We start from the raw sequence: 22,964 nt of genomic DNA, 5'->3' as shown, positions 1-22,964 counted from the left end.
AGTTGTGGGTCATGTCGACAGGTGTGGAATTGATCTAGCTAGTGGCCCACGGTGTATCATTCTCGTGCTTCACGGCCCCACCTATGGGTCATCCCACAAGGCGTGGCTATGGGGCGGGATCCCCGTAAGGGGGAAGGAGAGAAGATCATGGGCAGCGTCGACGAGGAGCCCACGCGGACCAAGATTGGTCCGCGAGGACGACTGACGATTCCGGTTGCTCTGCAGCGCGCCGCCGGCGTGGCGGAAGGCGAGGAGGTCGTGATCCGGGTGGTCGGTCCAGGTGTCTTCGCGATCGAGTCCGTCCAGTCGATTGAGGACGGGCTGCTTGCAGAGTTCGCCAGCATTCAGCGTCCAACGGACGCTGTGGCTGCGATTCGCGCCGATCGGGAGGACGACGACCGTGCTTGAGCTCTTCAACTCCACCTCAACGCCGCTCGGAGAGCGATGGCGGGCTGTTGTCCACAGCCTGCCGCCTCCAACCGGCGACGATCCCAGAAAGAGAGACCCCCTTGTCTGAACACAACGCGCAGGCCGCCGTCCTGGACGCCAGCGTCGTGAACGCCTTCCTCTTCGGCGAGAGCGGCGCTGAAACCGCCAGGACCCTGGTCAGGGGTGGCGTGATCGGCGCTGACAATCTCACCGAGGTCGTCCGCTGTGCCCTGCGTGAGGGCTACCCGGGTACTCCGGAGCACTTGATCGGGCGTCTGCGGCTCCTCGGCCTCACGGTGGTCACCACCATCACGCTGGACCAGGTGGCCAGGGCCGCCGAGCTCGTCCACATCTCCCACCAGGAGAAGGACCAGCACGAGAAGAAGCGGACTCTCGCCCGCGGTGACGGTCAGGCCCTCGCCCTTGCCGAGCACCTCGGCCTCCCGGCCATCACGGGAGACCGGCTCTGGGTCGAGTACGCGCACCTGGTCAACGTGCCGGTGAAGCTCTTCCGCTGACCTCCTCAGGATGCAGTGGGCCCCTGACCAGCTGGTCAGGGGCCCACTGCATTGGCACTCGCTCCCCAGGGGGCGAACGCCGGAATGGGCCCGACGGGCATCGCGTGCGGTGTGCGGAACGCCCTCCGTTGGCGCGGCCGGACCGGCATGATCAGGGGATGGATGATGACCTCCGCGCGGAACTTCGAGCTGCTGCTTCACCGCGGGCATGCGTTATGGACGAGCACATGTTCCGGCCGCGCGCGGACCGGCCCGAGACGTCTTTCCGGCTGCAGCTGTTCACCGCCCACGGCCACCGGCCTGTCGCGGTAGCAACGGCTACCCTCTACGAAGGCGCAAGCCTGACCAACGCCTGCGAGGACTACGTGGAGGCCGTGTGGGAGCGGCTGTGCCCGGACGAGGCGCTGCCCCCGCTGTGGGTGCAGCGGCAGCTGTACGACGACGAGACGAGGTGGGGGACGGCGGAGTTCGAGCTGGTCACGTTCGAGCGGGCCGAGCCGTATCGTGTCGGCGCCCCGCGGTGGCGCACGATCACCCCTAGCCAGCTGGCCGAGCTGGTGGGCACGCCGGTGGCCGAGGACCGGGGCGAGGGCTACGTCCCCCGTGAACTCCCGCCAGTGCCCGAACTCCGGTTCAGGGTGATGAACGTGGCCGACCTGGGCATTCCGCACCCGTTCCGCGTGCAGTGCATGACCACCGGCACGCCCCGGCCGGGGCGCGGCGGTCGCAGCTGCTGCTGGTACCACCGCGGCGACTGGCAGGCCGCCAACGAGCTGGCCTTCACAATCCTCGCGGAGGCGACCACAGCAGGTGTCACGGTGAAGGGCATGGCCAAGTTCGCCCACCAGCGGGCCGTTGCGGCTGGCGTGGACGACTGGCAGCGCTCCGCGGTGGACTCGCTGCTTCGGATGGGAGTGGCGATCGTCCCGGACGGCAGCGGCGGCTTCATCAACGGCCAGCACCGAACGCGCGCGATGCTGGACGCCGGCGTGCTCCGGACCATCGTGCTGCTGGAAGAGGAGGAGAAGTGACAGCGGCAATGGACCAAGAACTCGCGGAACAGGCCGTCCGCCGCTACTTCGCCGAGCAGGCCCGAGTCCCGCGGGGCCGAACCGGCGACATCAGCGACTTCGATCTGGAGCACCTGACCGAACGCCGAGCAGCCTGGGAAGCAGGGGAGAGGCTGACCGGCGCCGAAGCACTGCTGGCCTACAGTGCCTCCCGGCTGCTCTCCGACGAACCGGAGGTCGAGGAAGGGCTGATGCGCGCAGTTCTGCTCGGCAAGGGCCAGCGGGCCCGGCGGCGCGTCATCGAGAGGCGGTCCATCGCGGCCTGAGCGCCCAGAGCTACGCCCTGCCGCTCCTGTGAGTCAATGTGACTGTGCTGCGTAGGTGGCCAAGCTTCGCACGCTACTTGGCCAGCGCAGACGCCCCCTGCCCGGCCCCAGGCGTTACATCCGGATGCGCGGGACGCAGCGCACCGTACAGTGAATGTCATGTGGTTGTACGCTCGCGGGATGCCGAGGAGTTTCAACTACAGCAAGCCGTTCTTCAGTTCTGAAGACGAGGAGCCGCCCGTTTGCCCGCACTGCAAGCAGCCTATTGGGGTAGGCGACGAGGTCCACTGGTATCAGGACACGCTCTGGCACACCAAACCCTGCCCGAGCTGATTGGGGCAGCCGAATGTCGCCGTTGGCTACGCCCACTCCGCCATCGGCGCCCGCTGGGCGTGCCCGGAGCAGAAGCCGGGCGCAAAGTCGCAGCCAACGCTCGATCGTGGTGATCAATCGGTTCACAGTCTGTGAATCCGCGAGAATCGGGGTCGTGACCCCCCGACGCCGCATCAGCCCCGCCGCCCGCGCGCAGGCCACCGCTCCGCTCAGGAAGCCCCCGACCCGTCTCGCCCTCCAACGCCCCGGCGACCTGGTCGACGAAATCCGCCGCCTGCACGAGCGGCACGGCGGCGCCGACTCGATGCCGGACGCGGCCGAGCTGTATGGGGTGCTGCTCTGGGCCGAGCGCAACACCGCCCGTCTCGCGCCGGCGCCGGAGGCGGAGCGGCGGTAGCCTGCACGCCCGGCGCGTGACGGCGTCGAACACCTCGAAGCACGCCGGGCCCCATCCCAGGACGGCCGGATCTGGCTGATGCCGCACAATCCCGCATACGAGCCGATCAACGGCGACAACGCCACCATCCTCGGCAAGGTCGTGGCGGTCCTGCGCCGCCTGTGACCCAGCCGCGCGGCCTCCACCCGGCAGGGCAGTCCATCGCGATCAGCGGGATCGTCGCACCACCTGGAAGACGGACCACCAACACCTCTGTCCCACAGCGTACTTGGCACCGCCCCGGCAGGAGAACATGGGACGCTCGGACCACCTCGGCCCGGCGGCCGCCACCAAGAGTTCGTCGGCCTCGTGCGCTCTCGCCAGCACGAGGAACTCGCCAAGGACGGCCTGCACCAATCCACCCGGCGCGCCCTGCAGCGCAGGCTGGCCCGGGTCGCCGAGATTGCCGACCAGGCCGACGGTACGGCCCCGGCCTCCCTGCTGGGCGGCGAGGGCGCCGCCGAGCTGGTCACCCCCGCGCAGCGCTGGCGCGACAACCCGGCCTACCCCGGGGTCGGGGTCCGCCGGTCCACGGAGCAGGCCGCCGTGAGCAGCGCGTCCGCCTTGCAGCTCCCGGCCTCGGTGGTGCACGCCTACGAGCGAGGTGTCACCGCCGATCGGCTCGCCGAGGTCGGCGGCTACCCCGGCCTGCACAAGGAGGCCCGCGAGGAGCTGGCCGAGCTGCGTCCGTGCCGCCGGGAGCTCCCGGGCGCCGGCCTGCCGCTCACCATCACCGCCGACGACGCCGGCTTCCTCACCGTCCACGCCGAGACGACCTGCACCGACCGGCGCTGCCGGACCGAGGCCACCGCCGTCGCCCGCTACGAGGAGCTGCTCGCGGTGTTCGGGTGGCTACCCCGGATCGGGAGAAGCTCCGTAAGCAGCGCGCAGACGCTGGAGGTCGACGCGCTGCCGCAGATCCGTGGGCAGTAGATTCTGGCTCGCCCCGTAGTTGCGAGCACGGTGGCCTTGCAGACCGCCTTGCCGTCACCTCGTGGTGGGCTGGACGGAGTCGGGGGTGTACTCGACGCCGTCGCCGCGGATGGTCATGGTGAGAGTGAGCGTCTGGTCGGGTCCTGGTGCGAGGGTGACGTAGACCCTGATTCCCTCGGGGGATTCCGCGCTGAACTTGTAGTCCGGGCCCTTCTCCCGTTCGGTGGGAGTCGAGAGCCAGCTGTCCTTCTTGTAGCTGTGCGCCTGCCAGTTGGCGGCAATGCCGTCCGCCAGTTCCCGGCGCCGGGAGGCGGCTATCGTGGCGCGGGCGGTGAGCTGCCGGTCGACGAGGGACAGCCTGCTCAGCTCGTCACTGGGACGTGGCGGATTCCGTTGCACGGTGTAGCCGGTATCGCTCAGCGCAAGATCCGTGCCGAACTCACCGACCGTGTCCTGAAGGGCCTGTTCGCTGCGTTGCCGGAACTCCGCCGCGGTGAAGCGGACGTGCTCGGGGCCGAACTTGGGTGTGTACGGGTCGTCGAGCCCGATGTACCACCACACGCCCATGTTGAGCAGGAGCAGGACAGCGACCGTGGCGGCGAGGCCCACCACCGCCCCCAGACAGCCCTTCGCCAACCCCTTGTCGAACACTCCAGGCCCTCCCCGGTCCCGCTTCGTACCGCCACCATAGGTGGGCCGCCCGGACCGGCGCCTGAGTACCCGTACTCAGGCGGGTGGCTGTCGGTGGTCTTCCGTGGTGCCACTGGACGGGACCGGCAGCCGCCTGGCGCCTTCATCGGCCCAGGCGCTTGCGGCTGTCCGTCCACCTCAACCTCGCCTGCAGGGCAGGCCCAGGGCCTCGGCGGTGACCGGCTCCCAGGCGTGCGTGTCGAGGTTGTGGAGGCGGGGCAGCGGTTGCGGCCCATTCCGGGTGAGTCTGGCGGCTCGGGCCGGGGGCGCCGCCCCCCGGGTGGGCGGGTCGGCGGTTCGCGGTACCACCGCCGCTATGCGGGGGCCGATGCCGCGGAGGGAGTACCGAGGTTGGTCGGAAGCTCCCGGTGGCCGTTGGAGATCAGGGACTGCAGGGGGCGTAGCGGTGGTTCGGGGGCGAGGGTGGCGGAGGGGAATCGGTCGAAGAAGAGGCGGAGGGCTGTCTCGGCTTCCATGCGGGCGAGCGGCGCGCCGAGGCAGTGGTGGACGCCGTGTCCGAAGGCGAGGTGTTCCTTGACGGCGCGCAGGGCGTCGAAGGTGTGTGCGCTCTCTGCGTGCAGGTCCGGGTGGCGGCCGGCGGCGGCGAGGGAGGCGAGGATTGCGTCGCCCCGCGGGATGGTGATGCCGCCGGGCAGTGCGATGTCGTCGATGGCGTAGCGCAGGGGGACGTGGGCGACGGGGGCGTTGTGGCGCAGGCTCTCTTCGACGATGTCGTTCCAGGTGGCGCGGCCGGCCCGGATATGGCCGAGCTGGCCCGGGTCGGTGAGGAGGGCGGTGAGGGTGTTGTCGATGAGGTTGACGGTGGTCTCGTAGCCGGCGGATATGACGAGTAGGAGGGTGTCGCGCAGCTCCTGCTCGGTCAGGGCGTCGCCGTCGCCGTCGGTGTCGCGGGCGTCGATGAGCAGGGACGTCAGGTCGTCGGCCGGGGTGGTCCGTTTGGCGGCGATGAGCTCGTCGAGGACCGCGTACAGGGCGGTGGTGTTGGCGTGGGCCTGTTCGGCGGTGAGGGTGGTGTCGAAGACGGCGTCGACCAGGCGGCGGAAGTCGCGGTCGCCGGTCGTCTCGGCGGACAGTCCGAGGAGGTGGCTGATCACCTGGATGGGGAGCGGGTAGGCGAGGCGTTCGCGCAGGTCGGCCGGCTCGCCGGCGGGTGTGGTGGCGAGGTCGTCGAGGAGGGCGGAGGTCAGCTCCTTGATGCGCGGTCGGAGGGCGTGGATGTGGCGGGCGGTGAACGCTTTGCTGATCAGGCGGCGCAGGCGCCGGTGGTCGGCGCCGTAGGCGGTGAACATGTTCTCGACCGCCACCCACAGCGTGAGCGGCCACGTCGCGGTCACCGCGGGGAACCCGGGCCAGTGTCGGCGGGCGTCCTTGGAGACGCGGGAATCCATGAGCAGCGCCTTGAGGACCGCGGGGCCGGCGACGGCCCAGGCCTGGACACCGAGGATGTCGACGCGGGTCGCCGCCGCGCTGTGGAGGACAGCACTCTCGGCGTCGCGGCTGGAACCCGTGGGGTCAAGGACGAGGCGGGACATTACATGCACTCCTTCGAAGGCAGCGGGTGGGGAAGCGCCCGGGGGACCGGACGGGCCCGGGCGGAGCGGTCGACCTCCCGATGAGCTCCGGCAAACATCCCGAGAGGCGTGTCGTACCCGCACGCTAGGCAAAGAGCACGCCGTTCCTCCACGCTGTGGCCGCTCGGCTGGGCGACGAGCCCGCCAGGCGGGAAGCCGGCGCACCACATCCCGGATGGCGGGAGACCGAGGCCCTCAAGGGGCAGTCCTGGTCCGACGACGAGTAGCGTCCCTGGCCAATCCGAAACGAGGTGCTCAGCCGCGGGGGAGGGGGATGATGCTCCTGGCGCCGTTCCCTCCCGTGCCCGGGGACCAGCACGGGAGGGGGACGGCTGAACGTACTTCTCTCCGGGCGGAGGCGCTGGAGCTGGTCGTCCTTGCCCGCGAGGGCGGACAGTAGCACTCGGTGGCGCCTCGTGAGGAATTCAACTCGGCGTGCGTGGGGCGAGTTTGCCGGTGAGCGGCTTCGGGTTCTGGCTCAACTTCCGTGACCCGGTAACACTGGGTTACTCGGTTAGAGATCGAAGAGTCGGTCTTCCTGAGGCTCAGGCTCAGGCGCGAGGACGGAACGGATGCGGCTGATGGCCTGCCGCCACTTCGGGCCGTCCACACTCTCGTCCCAGAGGTCGGCGAGCTCGGACTCCGCGGCAACCACACGGTCGAGCGCCTCGACGGCGAGCGACCGAAGATCAATGGCGAAGATCGGAAGGGCGTCGTCGGGGCCGAAGCTTGTGCTGACTGGTTCACCGCGTGGGCACTGTGCGGCGATGAGGGCGGCGGCGGCAACGGCCTCAGCTCCCTCAGGACCTTCAAGGTAGTCCCGGGTCTGTATGGTGCGGATCAGCGTCGTCCGGATCAGGGGCTCGCGCTCGTCCTCGGCGGCTTCGTCCAGCGCGTCGGCGAAGTCCGCGGCCATGTCGTTCTCGAACGGACCGATGTCCCAGGTTCCCATGATGATCTCCTCGCGCCGCTGTGCGGCGATCATCGCAGCGGCCGCCGACAAGGCCGTCATGAGGCCAGCAGGGCCCGTTTACCGCAGGAGCGCGAAGCCCGCCTCAACGCCCACTTCGGCATCGGCGCGATCGCCGGCCCCGCCCTGATCGGCCTGCTCGGCGCCGACCGCTACCCCGCCGTCTTCACGGGCTGCGCCGTCCTGGCCGCCGCACTGCTGATCCCGCTCACGGGAGTGCGCGACCGGACCACCGGGACGGACGACGACCCGGCCGAGGAGACGGCCGACCGGCCCACGGGCCGACGCGGGCGCCGGACCGCCGCCCTGCTCACCGCGTTCGTGGTCCTCTACGTCCTGCACGTCGCGGTGGAGGCCGGCGTCGGCGGCTGGGAGCCCACTCACCTGGAGACCGTCGGCTACAGTGCCACACTCGCCGCCTCCGCGACCTCCGTCTACTGGCTGATGCTCACCCTGGGCCGCTTCCTGGTCGCACCACTGACCCTGCGCTGGCCGGAGCCGGCCATCATCGCCGTCAGCTGCGTCGGCATGGCGCTCTGCCTGCTGGCGGCCGTGGTGCCGGGCCTTGCCCCGTACGCGTACGCGGGCGTGGGCCTGTTCATCGCGCCGATCTTCCCCACCGGGCTGCCGTGGCTGCGGCGCGCCGTACCGGCCGCGCGGCGGGCCGGCGCGCTGGTGATCGCCGCGTCCATGGTCGGCGGGGTGGCGGCCGGACCGGCGCTGGGCAGGACCATCGAGCTCTTCGAGGTCCGGATGGTGCCGGGCGTTCTGTTCTTCCTGGCCGCGATCTGCCTGGCCGCCACCTGGTGGCTCGCGCACGCCAGTCGGCCCGGCCGGGCTGCCCGGAAGGAGCCGGGACGCGCGTCCTCTGCTGCGGCCCGCAGTTGACGCCCCGCACCCCAGGCGCTGGCGCCGTTCCCCAGCCGACTCGATCGCGGCGCGGCATGCCGAGCACCACGAAGCTTCCCGCGCCACATTCCTGGTGGGCGGCGTCCCGGTCGCCCACGACGTCCCCGCAGAACTCATGCCCCACATCGTCGCCGCGCACATGGGCGTCACCGCCGAGCAGGCCAGCGACGTGATGCGCCTGCACGACCTCGCGTGCCTCACCGTGGAGCTGAGCGCCCTCGCCGCCCACGACGCCCACGACCTCGTCCGGGGCCGACCCTTCACCGCCAAGGTCGCCTTCTACCGCACCGAGGCTGCCCGTACCGACCGCCACCCCGACGACGGCGACACCACCTACGAGGTGTGGACGGAAGCCGAACCGAAGTCGCGACGCGACGCGCTGCTCACAGCCGCGTGGGTCGCCCGCACCCTGCCGGAACTGCCCCCACGCCCTGCGCCCGGCCCGACCCCCGCGCCACAGCCGAGGCCTTGCACGAGTTCGCCCGCCGACACCCCGGCGACGACCCGGAGACCTTCCTGCCGACGATGCCCGGCGCCCCGCTCCGGCACCCCGCAGCGGTCCTCGCCGCCTCCTACCTCGAGGACAGCGAGATCGACCCCGTCGAGCAGTGCTCCGCGCTGCTCATCCTCGCGCACGGCGCGCTGCGCGACCGCGCCGCCCGGAAGAACTGACAACCCGGGCGCAGCGTCCGGCCGCGTCCACGGTCCAGCAACGGAGCGCCCCCGGCCATGTAGGGACTCGCCAAGGTGACGCGGGGATGCGCCGAGGAGGAAGACGGCGGCGGCCAGGCCGGGGACGGCGAGCGCGGCCCCTAGATCCGGGTAGGGGCGGCCGAACGAGGCCGTGGCGAGCGCACCGGGCCGGTGTTGTGCCGATCCACTGATGGATACGACGCGAGCGCGGGCTCCTGCCCGCCGTGCCAGCCGCAGAGCGCGCCTGCCAGCGAGCGTGTGGCGTGGACGATCTGGCGTGCGGTACGGAACATCTCAGCGCCGTAGGCGTCCTCGGGGAAGCGTTCGACGACGCGGTGGTGCACGTGTTGCCGGTAGGCGAGTGTGTTCAGGCCGGTGAAGACGGGCATGTCGAGCTGCTGTTGGGACGCGAAGCACGTCAGAGCCTTCTGCTTGGCGGCCAGGAGCTCGGGAGTGCCGACGAAGAGCAGGTTGGGCTCGAAGTTCCGGCTGTAGGGGGAGCGGAAATAGACCAGGTCGGCGGCCTCACGCATCGCGACGGTGGTGGCCTCGGCGCTGGTGACAGCGTGGTCGAGGTGCTGGTCGTCGGGGAAGTGGGTGTAGACGATGTCGGGCCGCTCCTCGGCGAAGGCGTCGAAGAGAGCAGCGTTGATGGCGCCCCTGTGGTCGGTGAAGCGGGTGTCGGGGATGGCGGAGAACGTGTACCGGTCGATGCGGAGGATCTTCGCTGCGGCCAGGCACTCGGCGCGGCGCGCCTCGCCGTCGTCCTTGCCGGGGCGCCCGGTGCTCAGGCAGTGGACGCGGACGCGGTCGCCGGCCTGGGCATGGTCGAGCAGCCGCATGCCCATGGCGAGTTCGGCGTCGTCGGGGTGGGCGACGACGGCGAGGACGGACCGGCCGGGGCCGGGCTGGGTGGTGTTCACGGGGACTCCAGGAGGGTGGTGATCTGCAGGGCGCTGTGCAAGCGGCGGCCGTCGAGGCCTCGCCAGCGGAAGGGTTCGCGCTCGGCCTGGGGCCAGCGGAGGTAGTGGAGGCTGCCGACCGCGTCTACCTTGCCGTTGTGCCGGTAGGCGATCTTGGAGGTCTGGCCGCCGTCGAGGTGGAACACCGCCGCCGGGTCGTGGCCGGCCCGCCCGACCAGCTGCGCGGCCTCCTGGACGGTGGCGCCCTGGAAGCCTGGGGCGAGGGGCGCTCCGTCGAGGACGGTGAGGGTCAGGTGCCGGCCGTCGAGGGCGAGCAGGGTGCGGGCGTAGCGGGCTCCGGGCCGGAACGGGCTGGTGCCCAGACTCTGGTCCCAGGCGGCGGTGTGTCCGGCGGAGGCGTCGGCGGCGGACGGCCCCAGCGACAGGGCGCTGTCGATGTCGGCGGTGGCGAGGTTGTCGAGGGCGGTGACGTGGACGGGCGCGCCGAGTGTGAGGTGGTCGGGCCAGGGCCGGTGGGTGCGCAGGATGTAGGCGCCGGCGAACAGGTCGGCGCCGCCGCCCGGATGCAGGTCGGTGATCCGGGCCCCGGCCGGGGGGGAGGTGACGGTGCAGTCGAGGACGGCCGGGTTGCGGGGGGTGGTGTTGGCGTCGGGGTCGACGTCGCGTCGGAATCCGGTGCGGGGGTCGTCGTGGTAGCGGATGCGGCAGTTGGCCGCGCCGAAGACGGTGAGGTGGCCGGGCGAGGCCGGATCGGGGCGGGGGTCCTTGGAGCCGCTCCAGGAGTGGAGGTGGCCAGCGACGGTGAGGGTGCCGGAGGCCGCCAGGGTGCGCACCGCCAGGCGTTCGCGGTGCAGGAGGAGCGCGGGCTTGGTGGCGGTGGGCAGGCTGGCGGCGTGGTGGTCGCGGACGGCGAGGTCGAGGCGGGGCTCGGCGGGCTGGTAGCTGTGGTCGTCGGAGATGTAGGCGAAGGCGCCGGATACTGCGGCGGCGACAGGGCTGGTGACGAGGCCGGGTAGGTGGAAGCCGGCCGGTGCGGAGACGGGCCGGCAGTAGGCCTGGTCGAGGTCGACGGCGAGGGTGTAGGCATTGGTGAAGCAGCCGTCGCCGAGGGCAACGGGACAGGCGGTGAGGACCACGCCCGGCGCGACGGCGCGGGTCCAGGCGGGGGTGGGGCGGGCGAACGGGCTCTGATCGCGGGCCAGCGACGGGACGCTGGGGACGTGGATGCCGCGGGCGCGCAGTTCGGCGAGCGCGGCCAGGTCCGCCCGGTCACCGGCCGGGGCGAGGGGGAGGTTCACGCCGTCACCTGCCGTGCGGTCTCCAGCAGGTCGGGGACGGTGAACGGCCCGGCGTCCAGCAGCAGGCGCAGCCGGTGGCGCATCCGACCGGTCGTGGCGGGCGGGGCGGTGGGCGGGTAGGGGACGGTGCGGGCCTCCAGTCGGTACAGCAGCACCCCGGCCGTCACGGCCGCGAGGAGGCCGTCGCCGCGCCAGGGCCGCGCCGACCCGGGGGTGTAGGCGTCGAGGAACATGGCCGCGAGCGGGTGCAGGTGCTCGGGTCGGGTGAGGTGGTGCAGGACCAGGTGGGCGAGGAGGTAGCCGATGTCGAACAGCGGAGCACCGTAGTGCACGTTGTCGAGGTCGACGAACGCGGTGCGCTCCGCGGCGAGGCTGAGGTTCTTCGGGCTGACGTCACCGAGGACGAGCTGGCGGCCAGGGAGGGCGTCCAGGCGCTGGCACGCCTTGTCGAGGACCTGGTGCCCGCCGGCGCGCAAGCAGTAGCCGTAGGCGTGCTCGGCACGGAAGAGATCGTCGCCGTCGCCGTCGCGCAGCGGGGGAAGGCCGGCGGTGGTCCGGTGGATACGGGCCAGGGCCGTGCCCAGGCGGGTGCACTCCTCGGCGGTGGCGGCGCGCTCGTCCAGGTGCTCGCGCCAGGTCCGCCGGTCGGAGAACACGTCGGTCATCACCATGGCGTGGGCCTCCGGCAGAAAGGCGATGACCTGCGGGAACAGGTCGGGCAGCAAGCCGTGGTAGGTCGTCAGGGCACGGTGCTCGAGGGCGATCAGTGCCGGGTCGGTGTCGATCGCGATCCGGGCGAACCGGTGGCCGCGGACCTTGACGATGACGCTGCCCGCCTCCCCGCGGACGCGGAAGACGTGGCTGACGTTGCCGCCGGTGCACGCTTCGACGTGGGTGAGGCGTCCGGCGTGCGGGCGGCACGCCTCAAGGACCGGGAACAGGTGTCGGCCGAGGACCCGGGCCAGGTCGGGCCCGGCGGGGACAGCGGGCGGGGCGGTCATCGCGCGGTTCCCAGCGTGACGAGGTCCTTCCCGCCGTGGCGTGCCGCGAGGGAGGCGGGGTAGAAGTCGAGGACGACCGGGGGGCAGGGCTGCCCGCCGCCGGCTGCGCGGCGGGCCAGCGACAGGTAGGCGGCGGCCATCAGACGGGCCGGGCGCCGGTGGTCGGCAAGGTCGGAGGCCATCTCGGCGCGCGGGGTGCGGTCGGCGAGGTAGGAGAGGAACTCGGTGACGGCGCAGGTGCGCGCCGAGCGCTGCGTCGGCTGCACCGCTCCGCCGGTACTGTCCCGGGTGAGGTCGTCGAAGCCGAGCATGCGGTGCCGCTCCCACCCCAGTCCCAGCCGGTCGTTGCGGAAGACGTGGAGCTCGATGTGGTCGGCGCCGCCCGCCGCCCGCCGGTCGACGCCGCCCCCGTCGGCGTGGAGGGTCTGCAGGACGTGAAGGTGCAGGGCCTGGAACGGGCCTTGCTGGATGATGTGGCTCTCCTGCCCGATCCGGCCGTTGCCCTTGTACAGGGCGCCGGGGACGGGGTGGAGGTTGCCGCGCTGGGAGAAGCTGGTGTGGGCGAGGCTGTGGCTGCCCAAGGCCAGCGTTCGGCCGCGGCTGCGGTAGGCGACGTTGAGGAACACGTCGACCTCGCCGAAGCCGGCGGTCAGCCGGTACAGGTCCGGCTCGGTGTAGGGGTTACGGTCGGCGAAGCCGGGCAGCAGCCGTTCGTGGTCGGCGACGGTGAGCTGGGTGAGGAAGTCGCTCGGCCTGGTGCACGCGGCGTGGACCTCGATCTCGTCGAGCTCCTTCCCCGGGCGCTCGCCGGCGGCCAGCCACCACGGCACGGTGTCGAAGTGGTGGTAGCCGGAGTGGGCGGCCTTGCCGTAGCCGTTGGTGTAGCCGTGGTAGGCGAGGTCGACGAGTTCGTCCGGCAGCCGCCACTGGCCGTCGCCGTGGCTGGACTGTATCGAGGTGACCGGGCAGTTGGTGGCCTCGGCGACCTCACCGATCAGCTCCCGTACCTGGCGGAAGGCGGGGTGCCAGCGGCGCTGGCTCAGCACGCTGACCACCATCCGGGGATCGCGGCGCTGGGCCGTGCGGTAGGCGTCCAGCAGGGTGTCGAAGTCGTCGGCGATCGCCTGCGCGGCGGCCGGGTCGGTGGACGCGCCCGGGTGCACGGTCAGGGGCTTGTCGAGCAGCACCGGCAGGCTCTGCCCGATCGCCCACAGCGCGTACGGCAGGTGCACGGACGGCTCGGTCGCCACCATGACGGCCCCGATCCGCTCCCGCTCGACCACTGCCTCCAGCGCCTGCCGCACCGCGCTGGGCAGCGCCCGCTGGGAGGCGGGGAACGGCTCGACGGGGAGGACCTGTATGCGCCGTGGCCGGCCGGGCGTGCCGTACTCGACCGCGGCGGCGGCCGCGTGGGGCAGGTCGACGCCGGTCACCGTCCCGGCCAGGCCCGCGTTCTGGGCGGCGGCCAGCGCCGGAAGGTGGTTGAGGCGGGCGTGCGGGCCGACCCCGACCACCAGCACGTTCACGGCGGCGTTCACCGGCCCACCGCCACCGTGCGGTCGGCGCCGAGAAGCGGCAGGACGCCCTCGCCGACCTCGTACGCCTCCTCCAGGTGCGGGAACCCGGACAGGATGAACTCGTCGATCCCCAAGCCCGCGTACTCGGCGATCCGGTCGGCGACCTCCTGGTGGGAGCCGACCAGCGCGGTGCCCGCGCCGCCGCGCAGCAGCCCCACTCCGGCCCACACGTTCTGGTACACCTCAAGGTCGGAGGTGCGGCCGCTGTCGCGGTAGGCGGTGCCCAACGCGCTCTGGCGGGCCTGACCGGTGGACTGGGTGCCGGCGAGCGTGGCCTGCACCCGGGCCAGGTGCGCCGGGTCGATCCCGGTCAGCAGCCGCTCGGCGGCGGCCCACGCCTGATCGGCGGTGTCGCGGGCGACGATGTGGAAGCGGATCCCAAACCGCACGGTGCGCCCGGTACGGGCGGCCAGCTCGCGGATGCGCTCCAGCTTGGCGGCGACGTCGGCGGGCGGCTCGCCCCAGGTGAGGTAGACGTCGGCGTGGCGGGCCGCAACGGGCAGCGCCTGGTCGGAGGAGCCGCCGAAGTACACGGCCGGCGCGGGGTCGGGTGGGGAGAAGACGGTCGCGCCGCGCACGTCGTAGTGCGCCCCGGAGTAGGTGAACGGCTCGGGGTTCCAGGTGCCGCGCAGCACGGTCAGCCACTCGTCGGTGCGCGCGTACCGGGCGGGCTTGTCGAGGTGGTCGCCGTAGCGGGCCTGCTCGGACGGGTCGCCGCCGGTGACGACGTTCAGCAGCAGCCGGCCTCCGCTGTGGCGCTGGAAGGTCGCGGCCATCTGCGCGGCGAGCGTCGGGGATATGGAGTCCGGGCGCAGCGCGACCAGGAACTTCAGGCGCTCGGTGTGCTGGGTGAGGGCGGCGCAGGTGATCCAGGGGTCCTCGTTGAACGTGCCGACGGGGGTGAGGATCGTCTCGAAGCCCATGTGCTCGGCGGCCTGGGCGATCTGGGTGAGGTAGCGCAGGTCGGGGGCGCGGTGCCGGTCGGCGCCCGGTCCGGTGCCGGTGGCTGTGGTGGTGTCGTGGCTGGGGCCGTGGGTGCCGCGCATGCCGGTGGTCAGGGTGCGGCCGTCGCTGCCGGTCGGAAGGAACCAGTGGAACGTCAAGGGGTGCACGGTGGGGCTCCTGATGGTCAGTCGGAGGTGAAGTCGCCGGCGGCGCGGGCGCGCAGGCGGCTGAGGAGCGGGGCGGGGACGGTGATGGTGCCGGCCGCCCGGGCGGTGGCCTCGCGGGCGCGGCCGTGCTCGCCGGGCAGGCGCCAGGTGCCGTCGGCCGTCGCGGCGGCGCGCAACCGGTCCGCCAGGAGGCTGTTCGCGGCGGCCGCGCTGGCGTCGGGGTCGGCGAAGGACGGGTCGATAGCGACGAAGGCGTAGCCGGTCGTCCACGTGTCGAGGACGTCGGCGCCCATGGGGAAGCCGAACAGGGAGCCGGTCAGGGCCTGCAGCAGGATGGACAGCGCGAAGCCGCGGTGGCCGCCGAAGACGATCGCGGAGCAGGCAGCTTCGGGGTCGCGGGTGGTGTTGCCGTCGGCCTCGACGAAGCACTGCTCGGGCAGGGGCCGGCCGGTCCGGCGGTGCTCCCACAGCACGCCCATCGGGGCGAGGGTGGTGCCCATGTCCGCGCCCAGCGGCTCGCCGAGGGTGGGCAGGGCAAAGGAGAGCGGGTTGACGCCGAGGACCGGGGTGCGGCCGCCGGCCGGGACGGCCTCGGGCCGGGAGGTGTTGGCGGCGATGCCGATCATGCCGTGGGCGGCGATGGACTCGGTGAACGCCGACAGGACGCCGTAGCGCTGCGTGTTGATCACTCCGACTAGGCCGACGCCGAGGCGGCGGGCTCGTGAGACGGCGGTGGCGACGGCGAAGTCGGCACTGAGCGGCCCGATCTCGCGGTGCGCGTCGATCACGGCGAACGCGCCGCGCTCGCGGACGACCTCGGGCGCACCTTGGCGTTCGGGGAAGAAGCGGGACTCGAAGGCGAACTTCGCCAGCCCGTGGGAGGGCTTGCCGCGCAGTTCTCCGGTCAGGAAGTGCTCGGCCACGCGGCGCCCGTCGCTGTCGGCAACGCCGGCGGCCGCGCACGCCCGCACGATCAGGTCGATGAGTTCGGTGATCGGCACCCGCATGCTGGCCGGGTCGGCGGCGGCTCTGCGGGTGAAGGGGGCGGTTTCGGACATGGCTCTCCCGTTCGACGGGCGTCGAGAAGGTGGGACCGGCCCCGCGATGGGCGGTCGGCCGGCCGGGGGGTCAGGTGCGGGTGCGCCAGCGGTGCCAGGCCATGGCGGAGCGCAGCTGCCGCTCCCGTTCGGGGCGGCGGCCGGGCCGGCAGGTGGCGGCCTGTTCGGCGCGGCGCCGGGTGAGCGCGGTGACGAAGGTGTCGGCCGCGGCGGCGGGGGCGGCGGCCCAGCCCGGCAGTGCCCGGCGGGCCCAGTCCTCGGCGTCGGCTGGCCTGGTGCCCGCGTCGATGACCTGTGCGAGCAGGAAGCCGCCGCTGAGCCAGCAGGCGCCCCGTCCGGGCAGGGCCCAGTCCAGCAGGACCGCGTCGCCGCCGTCCTGGATGAGGATGTTGCCCGCGTTCAGGTCGGTGTGCACGAGCCGGTCCCCGGTCAGCAGGCCCAGGTCCAGGCCCGCGCCGAGGTGCGCCCACCGGTCCTTCGCGCGCAGCACGACAGTGTCGGGGGCCGTCAGGTCCGCGAGGCGGCCGAGGACTCGGGCGGCGGCGTCGAGGTCGGTCGAGCCCGGGGACAGGTCGGCGTGGCGGCCGGGCACGTGCTCGAACAGCAGCCACCGCCAGCCTCCGGCGGTGCCGTGGTGCAACAGATGGGGGGCGAGGGCCCGGACGGCGGGTGCGATCTGCGCCTCGGCTTCCAGGGTGGGGGCGTGGCGGTGGGCGAGCAGGGTGGCCTTGAGGAACACGCGCCGGCCGGGGACGTCCAGGACCAGTCGCAGTCGGGCGGTCCGCCCGGCCGGGGCCTCCGCAGCGGCGAGGACCGGCCCGGCGACCTCTTCGACGGCCGCGCGCAGCGGCCGGGGAACGCCGCTCCACCCAGTGGGCACGGCAGGGCCGGGCAGGTCGAAGGCCATCGGAAAGCTCCTTGTCCAAGGCGCAGCGCACGGGCGGTCGAGGGGGTGGTGTGCGGGCCCGCGGTCGGGGGCGGGCCCGCGGTCGGGCGTGGGCTACGGCCGGTGGGTGGCCATCCGGTCGAGGACGAGGTGGCCGCGCTTGATGAGGTCCTCGCGCTGCTTGGTCAGGCCGGTGCGCAAGTAGGACGCTCCGAGCCGGACGGTCAGCAGTTGCAGCAGCCGGTCCTCGTCGCCCGTCAGTGGGCGGCCGTAGCCGGTGAAGTACGCGTCGCGCAGGTCCGGCCGCTTCGGCCAGACGGCGCCGCACAGCCACACGAACTCGGTGGCGGCGATGCCGTGCGCGGCCGTGGAGAAGTCGATCAGTGCGAGGCGGTCGGTCTCCTGGTCGTACAGCCAGTTCCGGGTCTCGTAGTCGCCGTGTCGGTAGACCAGCGGCAGCTGCTCGGCGAGGCCGGCCAGTTCGGTCGACGCGGCCTCGACCAGGGCGAGGCGGTCGGCGGGCAGGTGCGGGGCGAGTGGCTTCAGGCAGTCGGCGGCTTCCTGGGCCTTGCCCTGCATGTCGGAGCGGACCGCGGCGCGGTCGGTGTCGGTGCCGGGCGCGGAGGCGTCGTGCCAGCGTCGCAGCAGGCGTCCGGCGTCCTCGTAGAGGGACAGTTCGGTGCTGGTCGGCAGGGGCAGGTCGCGCACGACGCGGCCGGGCAGCGGCGAGCTGAGGATCGCCAGCAGGTCCGGGTCGGCGGCCAGCAGGCGCGGCGCCTGGGTGTCGTCCAGGTGCGCAGCGGCGTAGGCGTATCCGGCGACCTCGCGCTCGAACTCGCCGGTGCTGGGGCTGATCTTCACGTAGGCGTCGCGCTTCCCGTCCTCGGTGCGGACGTGCCACACGCGGGAGGTGCTGCGCGGCCAGGAGCGGTCCTCGCTGGAGCTCAGGCCGGGGAGGTGGCCGGCGACCCAGTCGCGCAGCTCGGGCGGGAACGGCTTGTCGGGCGTGGTGGGCGTCATGGTGGCGGGTCTCCGAACGGTCGTGGGCGGATCCGACAGGGGTGAGGTGCGGGGGTGGGCAGGTTCTGGCCGCCGAGGGGTCAGAAGTAGTCGGCGAGCCAGGGCTCGCGCTCGGCGGTTGCGGCCAGCAGGCGTGTCAGCGCCGGGCGGTCCCCGTGCACGCCGGCCAGTGCGGCGGCGGCGGGGCTGCGGTAGCCGCCCGCGTACCAGACGGCGAACTGCGCTGAGGTCAGGGCGATGTCTGCCTCACGTCCGCCCTGGGGGCCGGGGGCGAGCTCGGCCCGGCCGCCGCGCACGGTCAGGGTGTGGCGGGCGGTGCCGCTGCGGTCCGGGTCGGCGAGGTCGAGCACGATCTCCTCGTCCAGGTGCTCGGGCCAGCCGCGCAGTTCGACGGCGCGGGCGGGGTCGAGCATGCGCAGCATCCAGGGGTGCCAGGACCTCGCGGCCTGGGCGCCGGCGGCCGCGAGGCGGTCCTGGAGCAGCGTGCCGGGCGGCAGGCCGGTGCGCTCGAACAGGGTGGTGGGGATGCGGCCGTGGTGGCGGCCGAGGAAGTCGAGCATCGCGCCGACGGCCGGGGCGCCGGCGGCCCAGAAGTCGAGGACGACCTGCTGCCGGCTGGCCTCGGTCCGCTCGGTGGCCACCGCCAGCACGCCGCACGCCTCCCGGCCCGGTTCGGCGAACGCGTAGGTCTCCATGTCCGGGTGCTGCTCCTGCTGCCAGGCGGCCCACCACGGCGGTCGCTGCCAGGTCCCGTTCCAGTGCCCGGCCAGCCGGTCGCGCAGCTGCGCGAGGTGGGCGGTGTCGCCGTGGGTGATCTCCATCGTGTCGGCGCCGGACTGCTTGAGGGCGGCGGTCGGCACCGTCCAGGAGAACACCTGAGCCGGGGCCTCCCAGCCCAGGCGGCGCACGTAGCCGTTGGAGGCCGTCCACAGGGTGGCGAGGGCCGCGCCCTTCTCCCGCGCGACACGCACCCGCTCGGTCATGAGGCGGCCGGCGAGGCGGCCGCCGCGCTCCTCCGGGGCGACGCAGCCGCTGCCGAAGCTGGCGGCGGGCACCGGCCGGCCGCCGAACCATTGCGGCACCAGCAGTGCCATGCCCCCGGCCACCACCCGGCTCCCGCGCACCGCCACACGCCGGTCGGCGTGCGGTCCCAGGCGGGCGATGTCGGGCACCGGCTGTCCGTAGGCCCGGCGGGCGAGGGTGGCGTACTGCTCCCACTGGCCGTCGTCGGCCTCCACGAACTCCACGTCCACTTCTCGGTCTCCTCTTTCCTAGTAGCCGGTGGCGTCGCGGTGGGCGTCCGGGTCGGCGGGGACGAAGAAGGTCCGCGTCCCGGTGACGACCAGGTCTCCGTGCTGGTTGAACCCGTCGACCCGGCAGGTGACGATGCCCTGGTCGGGGCGGCTGTTCGAGCGGCGGGCCGACAGGACGGTGCTGCGCGCGGACAGGGTGTCGCCGACGTGGACGGGCGCCTTCCAGCTGACGCCGTCCAGGGCGAGGTTGCCGGTGGTCATGCCGCTGGTGGTGCGCACCGTCATGCCGAGCACGATGTTCAGGGTCAGCATCCCGCAGACCAGGACCTGCGGGTGCCCGGTGCGCCGGCAGTACTCGGTGTCGGAGTGGACCGGCGCCTCGTTGCCCATCAGCGCGAGGACCTGCACGTGCTCGGTCTCGGTCACGGTCCGCGCCGGCCGGTGCTCGATGGCCAGGCCAGGGACGAGGTCGTCCAGGCCCAGCCCGACGACCTCCCGGATCCGGCCGCCCTCCACCTGGCGGAACCCGGCCGGAGGGGAAGAGGCCTGTGTGTGCTGCATCGTCAGCTCGCATTCCAGTCGGAGGTGGGGGTGCTATCGGTGCTGCGCTCGGCCCGGCGGACAACGGCGCGGGCGGCTTCCACAAGGGGTGGCCCCACCATCGCGCCGTCCGCCGTGGTGATGCTCCCGCTCGCCCCGGCGGCCGCGGCGAGCACCGCGCGGGCCGCCTGCAGCTCGTGCGGGCCCGGTGCGAACGCCTGCGCGATGACGGGCAGCTGGCGCGGGTGGACGGCCACCTTGCCGACGAAGCCCAGCTCGACCGCCTCCAGCGACTCCCGGTGCAGACCTGCCGGGTCGTCGAGCGAGAAGTACGGCGAGTCCACGGCCGGAATTCCGGCGGCTGCCGCCGCGGTGACGAGCTGCGCGCGCGGGTACCACAGCACCCGCGATGTGATCCGGCACCCGGCCGCCGCCGCGTAGTCGGCGGCACCGAACAGGACACCCGCCAGATCCGGGGCGCGCACGATGCCGGGCAGACCGACGATCGCGCGCGGGGACTCGACCAGCGCCCAGATGTGCGTGGCCGCGGCCGCCGCGCGCACGGCCCGCGCAATGGCCGCGATGTCGGTGCCCGATTCGACCTTGGGCACCACGACCAGGTCCGGCCACGCACCCTGTTCGGCCATCGCGGCGATGTCCCGCCGCCCCTCCGTACCGTCGGCGGAGTTGATCCGCACGCCCAGCAGCGGGCCCGCGCCGCCCTTCGCCCGGCCGCCGGCGAACGCGAGCACCGCGGCCCGCGCGTCGGACTTGGCCGCGGCGGGCACTGAGTCCTCGAGGTCCAGCAGCACCACCTCGGCACCGGAGCCGACGGCCGTGGTGAACCGCTCGGGCGCGGTGCCAGGCGTCACCAGCCAGGTCGGCCCGCCGAGCCCGGTGGGCGCGGGCGGCGCGGAGCGCGCACGATCCAAGGACACCTGCATGTCGATCTCCTTTCGAACCGGTCGAGCGGCCCGGTCGGTCCCCGGCCGGGGACGCCGCACCGGATACAGGTACACGGGGCCGGCCAGGTCGTCCACCAGCGTCTGGACAAGGGTCGTTGCGCCGGCGAGGTCGACAGTGGGGCATGCGCGCCCGTGTCCGGTTGAGGGTGGGCGGCGGCGGCCGGGCTCCCGGTATGCGGCGGGGAGTGCCGGCGGGTTCACGACGGTGGTGGAGCCGAGCTGTCTGTGCTGCATGGGCCGACTGCCCTTCGCGAGGGTCCGCGGGCACCCGCAGGTGCCGGAGGTGGGGACGGGATCGGGGGGCGGTGCGCGCCGTACGCGACCGGAACGTGGTCGAGGTATCACCGCTGGCTTCCGCCTTGGTGCGCCTTTCGACCGGGGGAGGACGATTCCAGTGCAACTTGGTTGCTCGGGCTAGTGGTTGTCCGTTGTCCCGGGGTTGTCCCGGCCTGCTCGGGGCTAGGCTTTCGGGCACCAGCGGTGATGGAGTTGGTTGCATGGCAGAGCAGATCGCACATCCCCTCTCCGAGGTGAGGGCACGTCGGGCCAGGTCAAGCGTCACCGGGGCCTGTCCTGCGCCGCGCGGCGGCGTTGACGCGAGCGCGGTCGGCCGGTGGTGACGCAGGAGTTCGGTCCCGCCGTCCGACGCCCGGCGGCTGGTCGTCGCCGCGTTCAGGGTGGCACAGCGGTGACGGAGGTCGTGCCGTGACAGGGCCGATCACCCATCCCCTCGCCTACGCGAGGGCACAACGCGGCTGGTCCCAGGCCGATTTGGTGTCCCGGTTGCGACTGGCCGCGGCCAGGCACCCGCACGGGCTTCGCACCGGCGTCGACAAGAGCGCGGTCAGCCGCTGGGAGAACGGACACAAGATCCCGCTCGCCGACACGCAGCTGTTGATCGCCGACGCCTTCGGCGTTCCCCACAGCGACGTTGAGCTGTTCGGCTGGCCCCACTGGCTGCCCGGCCGCGAGGACCCGGTCCCCGTCGGGACGGGCCGCACCGTCACCGCACTTCGAGACGCCCAGAAAGTCGCCATGGATCCCCACCGCCGTACCTTCGTCGCCTTCGGCGCGTTCGCTCTCGCCGGGCTCGCTACCCAGTGGGCGACCCTGGAGCCCGAACGCCTCGACACGGCCCTCGACGGCAAGCGCGTGGACGCACAGCTCCTGGACTGGCTCGAGGACACCAGCCGCACGCTCAACGCGCTGCCGACCGAGCAGCGTCAGCACACCTCTCGCCTGATGGACGCCCAACTGGCCACCATCACCGACCTGATCGACGGCGGGAACTACAGTGCCGCCACCGGCCGACGCCTGCACCGCCTCGCCGGCACCCTGGCCGTCACCTGCGGGTGGTACCGCTTCGACCAGGGCGAGCACCACCTGGCCGGACGTCTGTGGAACGCGGCTCTGGTCAGCGCTCACGCCGGCGACGACCGCGATCTGGGCGCCGGAGTGCTCTCGGACTTCGCCTACCAGGCCATCTGGCTGAATAACCCGGACAGTGCCGTCGCCCCGCTCACCCAGGCGCTCTCGCGCGCCGGCCACCCGACGGCCCGCTCGCTGCTTCACCTCCGGCGCGCCCGCGCCCACGCCGCCCTCGGCGACCGCAACGCCTGCCACCGCGACCTTTCGGCCGCCGAGGCGGCCCTGCTCACGGACACACCCGACCCCGCCCCCGCATGGTGCGCCTGGATGGGGCCGGCCGACCTCGCTGTCGACTCCGGGCAGTGTCTTCTCGACCTCGGCCGTGCCTCCGAAGCCCTGGGACGCATCGACGAAGGCATCGGCCTTCTCCCCGAGGCCCGGGCCAAGACGAAGGCCGTGTTCCAGCTCTCCCAGGCCCGCGGACTGCTGGGCACCCGCGACATCGAGCAAGCGCTGCACATCACGACCGCCGCGGTGGAGACGGCGACCCGGATCGGCGCCCAGCGCTGCGTCGCACAGGCCAAGGAACTCGCGCCGGCCTTCAAGCCGTACGCGCGGGTCCACGGTGTCCCCGCGCTGCTGTCGCGGCTGGCAGCCGCGTGAGGTCCGGCAGCCCACGAACGCGCCGACGGCCTCCATACGGAACCCGGCCGAGCGGGTGCGCCTGAGCCCGAGGAACGGAGCGCTTCCCCACGCGCACAACCGCCTATGGCCGGGGTTCAACCACGGACCCCGGGCGGAGCCGCCGCCACGCATTCGCCGAGAGGCGATCTCGTCCGCATCGGGCGCACCGTCTCCGCGCCCTTCACTGCCCAGGCCCAAGGCATCCGCCGGCACATGGCGTGCCCGCGGGCCCGGGCATCGGGTCGACCCCGGCATGCCCATCCCTCCCAATCCGTAAGGCGCAGCACGTCAACGAGCGTGGGACGTCGACCTGAACCGACTGCTGGTCCGTGTCCTGCCGGTCGGCGGGGCGGCTTGCGCTACGAGTAGGGAACCGGTTCCCGGCGGGGGGTGGGATGCTCAAAAGGGGGCTCACACATCACGCATCGGCGTTCCGGGAG

22 protein-coding genes and 2 pseudogenes are annotated in these 22,964 nt (G+C 72.8%); 10 read left to right on the top strand and 14 right to left on the bottom strand.

The window, feature by feature from the left end; genetic code table 11:
* Positions 1–147 precede the first annotated feature (147 nt).
* From ABT263_RS25235 to ABT263_RS25205, 7 genes and pseudogenes are all read left to right on the top strand, one after another.
* Positions 148–408 (top strand): AbrB/MazE/SpoVT family DNA-binding domain-containing protein, encoded by a 261-nt coding sequence (locus tag ABT263_RS25235; protein WP_352293494.1) that lies wholly within the window; start codon positions 148–150, stop codon positions 406–408.
* A 101-nt stretch (positions 409–509) separates the two neighbouring features.
* Positions 510–947: a PIN domain-containing protein gene (locus ABT263_RS25230; protein ID WP_352293491.1), complete on the top strand. Its 438-nt coding sequence runs from the start codon at positions 510–512 to the stop codon at positions 945–947.
* A 227-nt stretch (positions 948–1,174) separates the two neighbouring features.
* A complete protein-coding gene (locus tag ABT263_RS25225; protein ID WP_352293488.1) occupies positions 1,175–1,978 on the top strand; it encodes a hypothetical protein in 804 nt (267 codons plus the stop codon).
* A complete protein-coding gene (locus ABT263_RS25220) occupies positions 1,975–2,283 on the top strand; it encodes a hypothetical protein (RefSeq protein WP_352293485.1) in 309 nt (102 codons plus the stop codon). The genes ABT263_RS25225 and ABT263_RS25220 overlap by 4 nt, the downstream gene beginning before the upstream one ends.
* Positions 2,284–2,770: 487 nt before the next feature.
* Positions 2,771–3,013, top strand: a complete 243-nt coding sequence (locus tag ABT263_RS25215; protein WP_352293482.1) for a hypothetical protein — start codon at positions 2,771–2,773, stop codon at positions 3,011–3,013.
* A 60-nt stretch (positions 3,014–3,073) separates the two neighbouring features.
* Positions 3,074–3,178 (top strand): annotated as a pseudogene (locus ABT263_RS25210) (LexA family protein); the annotation flags it as partial.
* Between the two features lie 183 nt (positions 3,179–3,361).
* Positions 3,362–3,985 (top strand): hypothetical protein, encoded by a 624-nt coding sequence (locus ABT263_RS25205; protein WP_352293479.1) that lies wholly within the window; start codon positions 3,362–3,364, stop codon positions 3,983–3,985.
* Between the two features lie 54 nt (positions 3,986–4,039).
* On the opposite strand, the gene ABT263_RS25200 is transcribed toward ABT263_RS25205, so the two are convergent.
* From ABT263_RS25200 to ABT263_RS25190, 3 genes are all read right to left on the bottom strand, one after another.
* Positions 4,040–4,636, bottom strand: a complete 597-nt coding sequence (locus tag ABT263_RS25200) for a hypothetical protein (RefSeq protein ID WP_352293476.1) — start codon at positions 4,634–4,636, stop codon at positions 4,040–4,042.
* Between the two features lie 353 nt (positions 4,637–4,989).
* The gene (locus tag ABT263_RS25195; protein WP_352293473.1) at positions 4,990–6,228 is read right to left on the bottom strand and encodes a cytochrome P450 family protein; all 1,239 of its coding nucleotides are present in this window, start codon (positions 6,226–6,228) and stop codon (positions 4,990–4,992) included.
* Positions 6,229–6,781: 553 nt separating this feature from the next.
* A complete protein-coding gene (locus ABT263_RS25190; protein ID WP_352293470.1) occupies positions 6,782–7,279 on the bottom strand; it encodes a DUF4259 domain-containing protein in 498 nt (165 codons plus the stop codon).
* A 42-nt stretch (positions 7,280–7,321) separates the two neighbouring features.
* Here ABT263_RS25190 and ABT263_RS25185 point away from each other — a divergent pair.
* Together ABT263_RS25185 and ABT263_RS25180 are read left to right on the top strand one after the other, a co-directional pair.
* Positions 7,322–8,125 (top strand): annotated as a pseudogene (locus ABT263_RS25185) (MFS transporter); the annotation flags it as partial.
* Between the two features lie 489 nt (positions 8,126–8,614).
* Entirely contained in the window at positions 8,615–8,818 is a 204-nt protein-coding gene (locus tag ABT263_RS25180) for a hypothetical protein (protein ID WP_352293467.1), read from the top strand.
* A gap of 140 nt (positions 8,819–8,958) precedes the next feature.
* On the opposite strand, the gene ABT263_RS25175 is transcribed toward ABT263_RS25180, so the two are convergent.
* From ABT263_RS25175 to ABT263_RS25125, 11 genes are all read right to left on the bottom strand, one after another.
* Entirely contained in the window at positions 8,959–9,762 is an 804-nt protein-coding gene (locus ABT263_RS25175; RefSeq protein ID WP_352293464.1) for a PIG-L deacetylase family protein, read from the bottom strand.
* Positions 9,759–11,060 (bottom strand): hypothetical protein, encoded by a 1,302-nt coding sequence (locus ABT263_RS25170; protein ID WP_352293461.1) that lies wholly within the window; start codon positions 11,058–11,060, stop codon positions 9,759–9,761. The genes ABT263_RS25175 and ABT263_RS25170 overlap by 4 nt, the downstream gene beginning before the upstream one ends.
* Positions 11,057–12,061, bottom strand: a complete 1,005-nt coding sequence (locus ABT263_RS25165) for a phosphotransferase family protein (protein WP_352293459.1) — start codon at positions 12,059–12,061, stop codon at positions 11,057–11,059. The genes ABT263_RS25170 and ABT263_RS25165 overlap by 4 nt, the downstream gene beginning before the upstream one ends.
* Positions 12,058–13,599: a Gfo/Idh/MocA family oxidoreductase gene (locus ABT263_RS25160; RefSeq protein WP_352293456.1), complete on the bottom strand. Its 1,542-nt coding sequence runs from the start codon at positions 13,597–13,599 to the stop codon at positions 12,058–12,060. The genes ABT263_RS25165 and ABT263_RS25160 overlap by 4 nt, the downstream gene beginning before the upstream one ends.
* The gene (locus ABT263_RS25155; RefSeq protein ID WP_502885860.1) at positions 13,596–14,684 is read right to left on the bottom strand and encodes an LLM class flavin-dependent oxidoreductase; all 1,089 of its coding nucleotides are present in this window, start codon (positions 14,682–14,684) and stop codon (positions 13,596–13,598) included. Before ABT263_RS25155 ends, ABT263_RS25160 begins: the two co-directional genes overlap by 4 nt.
* An 83-nt stretch (positions 14,685–14,767) precedes the next feature.
* Positions 14,768–15,808, bottom strand: coding sequence for an Ldh family oxidoreductase (locus tag ABT263_RS25150; protein WP_352293454.1), 1,041 nt, complete (start codon positions 15,806–15,808; stop codon positions 14,768–14,770).
* 70 nt (positions 15,809–15,878) lie between these two features.
* Positions 15,879–16,715, bottom strand: a complete 837-nt coding sequence (locus ABT263_RS25145) for a protein kinase family protein (protein ID WP_352293452.1) — start codon at positions 16,713–16,715, stop codon at positions 15,879–15,881.
* Between the two features lie 93 nt (positions 16,716–16,808).
* On the bottom strand, positions 16,809–17,714 hold the full coding sequence (locus ABT263_RS25140; protein WP_352293449.1) for an aminoglycoside phosphotransferase family protein: 906 nt from the start codon (positions 17,712–17,714) through the stop codon (positions 16,809–16,811).
* Between the two features lie 80 nt (positions 17,715–17,794).
* Positions 17,795–18,967 (bottom strand): GNAT family N-acetyltransferase, encoded by a 1,173-nt coding sequence (locus tag ABT263_RS25135; RefSeq protein WP_352293446.1) that lies wholly within the window; start codon positions 18,965–18,967, stop codon positions 17,795–17,797.
* 18 nt (positions 18,968–18,985) lie between these two features.
* Positions 18,986–19,528: a MaoC family dehydratase gene (locus ABT263_RS25130; RefSeq protein ID WP_352293443.1), complete on the bottom strand. Its 543-nt coding sequence runs from the start codon at positions 19,526–19,528 to the stop codon at positions 18,986–18,988.
* Between the two features lie 2 nt (positions 19,529–19,530).
* Positions 19,531–20,451, bottom strand: a complete 921-nt coding sequence (locus tag ABT263_RS25125; protein WP_352293440.1) for an HpcH/HpaI aldolase/citrate lyase family protein — start codon at positions 20,449–20,451, stop codon at positions 19,531–19,533.
* A gap of 726 nt (positions 20,452–21,177) precedes the next feature.
* On the opposite strand from ABT263_RS25125, the gene ABT263_RS25120 reads away from it, so the two are divergent.
* Entirely contained in the window at positions 21,178–22,503 is a 1,326-nt protein-coding gene (locus tag ABT263_RS25120; RefSeq protein ID WP_352293437.1) for an NsdA family TPR-like regulatory protein, read from the top strand.
* Positions 22,504–22,964: the final 461 nt, after the last annotated feature.

The sequence above is a fragment of the Kitasatospora sp. NPDC001603 genome, from assembly GCF_040298365.1.
Lineage (GTDB): Bacteria > Actinomycetota > Actinomycetes > Streptomycetales > Streptomycetaceae > Kitasatospora.
Note: the sequence above shows the minus strand (reverse complement) of the source record. Positions and strands in the feature narration are given on the sequence as shown.

What these genes read in the sequence shown, in the direction of transcription:
- ABT263_RS25235 (WP_352293494.1), top strand. Translation starts at nt 148, where the DNA reads ATGGGCAGCGTCGACGAGGAGCCCACGCGGACCAAGATTGGTCCGCGA.
- ABT263_RS25225 (WP_352293488.1), top strand. Translation starts at nt 1,175, where the DNA reads ATGTTCCGGCCGCGCGCGGACCGGCCCGAGACGTCTTTCCGGCTGCAG.
- ABT263_RS25195 (WP_352293473.1), bottom strand. Translation starts at nt 6,228, where the DNA reads ATGTCCCGCCTCGTCCTTGACCCCACGGGTTCCAGCCGCGACGCCGAG.
- ABT263_RS25190 (WP_352293470.1), bottom strand. Translation starts at nt 7,279, where the DNA reads ATGACGGCCTTGTCGGCGGCCGCTGCGATGATCGCCGCACAGCGGCGC.
- ABT263_RS25165 (WP_352293459.1), bottom strand. Translation starts at nt 12,061, where the DNA reads ATGACCGCCCCGCCCGCTGTCCCCGCCGGGCCCGACCTGGCCCGGGTC.
- ABT263_RS25155 (WP_502885860.1), bottom strand. Translation starts at nt 14,684, where the DNA reads ATGCGCGGCACCCACGGCCCCAGCCACGACACCACCACAGCCACCGGC.
- ABT263_RS25150 (WP_352293454.1), bottom strand. Translation starts at nt 15,808, where the DNA reads ATGTCCGAAACCGCCCCCTTCACCCGCAGAGCCGCCGCCGACCCGGCC.
- ABT263_RS25145 (WP_352293452.1), bottom strand. Translation starts at nt 16,715, where the DNA reads ATGGCCTTCGACCTGCCCGGCCCTGCCGTGCCCACTGGGTGGAGCGGC.
- ABT263_RS25140 (WP_352293449.1), bottom strand. Translation starts at nt 17,714, where the DNA reads ATGACGCCCACCACGCCCGACAAGCCGTTCCCGCCCGAGCTGCGCGAC.
- ABT263_RS25130 (WP_352293443.1), bottom strand. Translation starts at nt 19,528, where the DNA reads ATGCAGCACACACAGGCCTCTTCCCCTCCGGCCGGGTTCCGCCAGGTG.
- ABT263_RS25125 (WP_352293440.1), bottom strand. Translation starts at nt 20,451, where the DNA reads ATGCAGGTGTCCTTGGATCGTGCGCGCTCCGCGCCGCCCGCGCCCACC.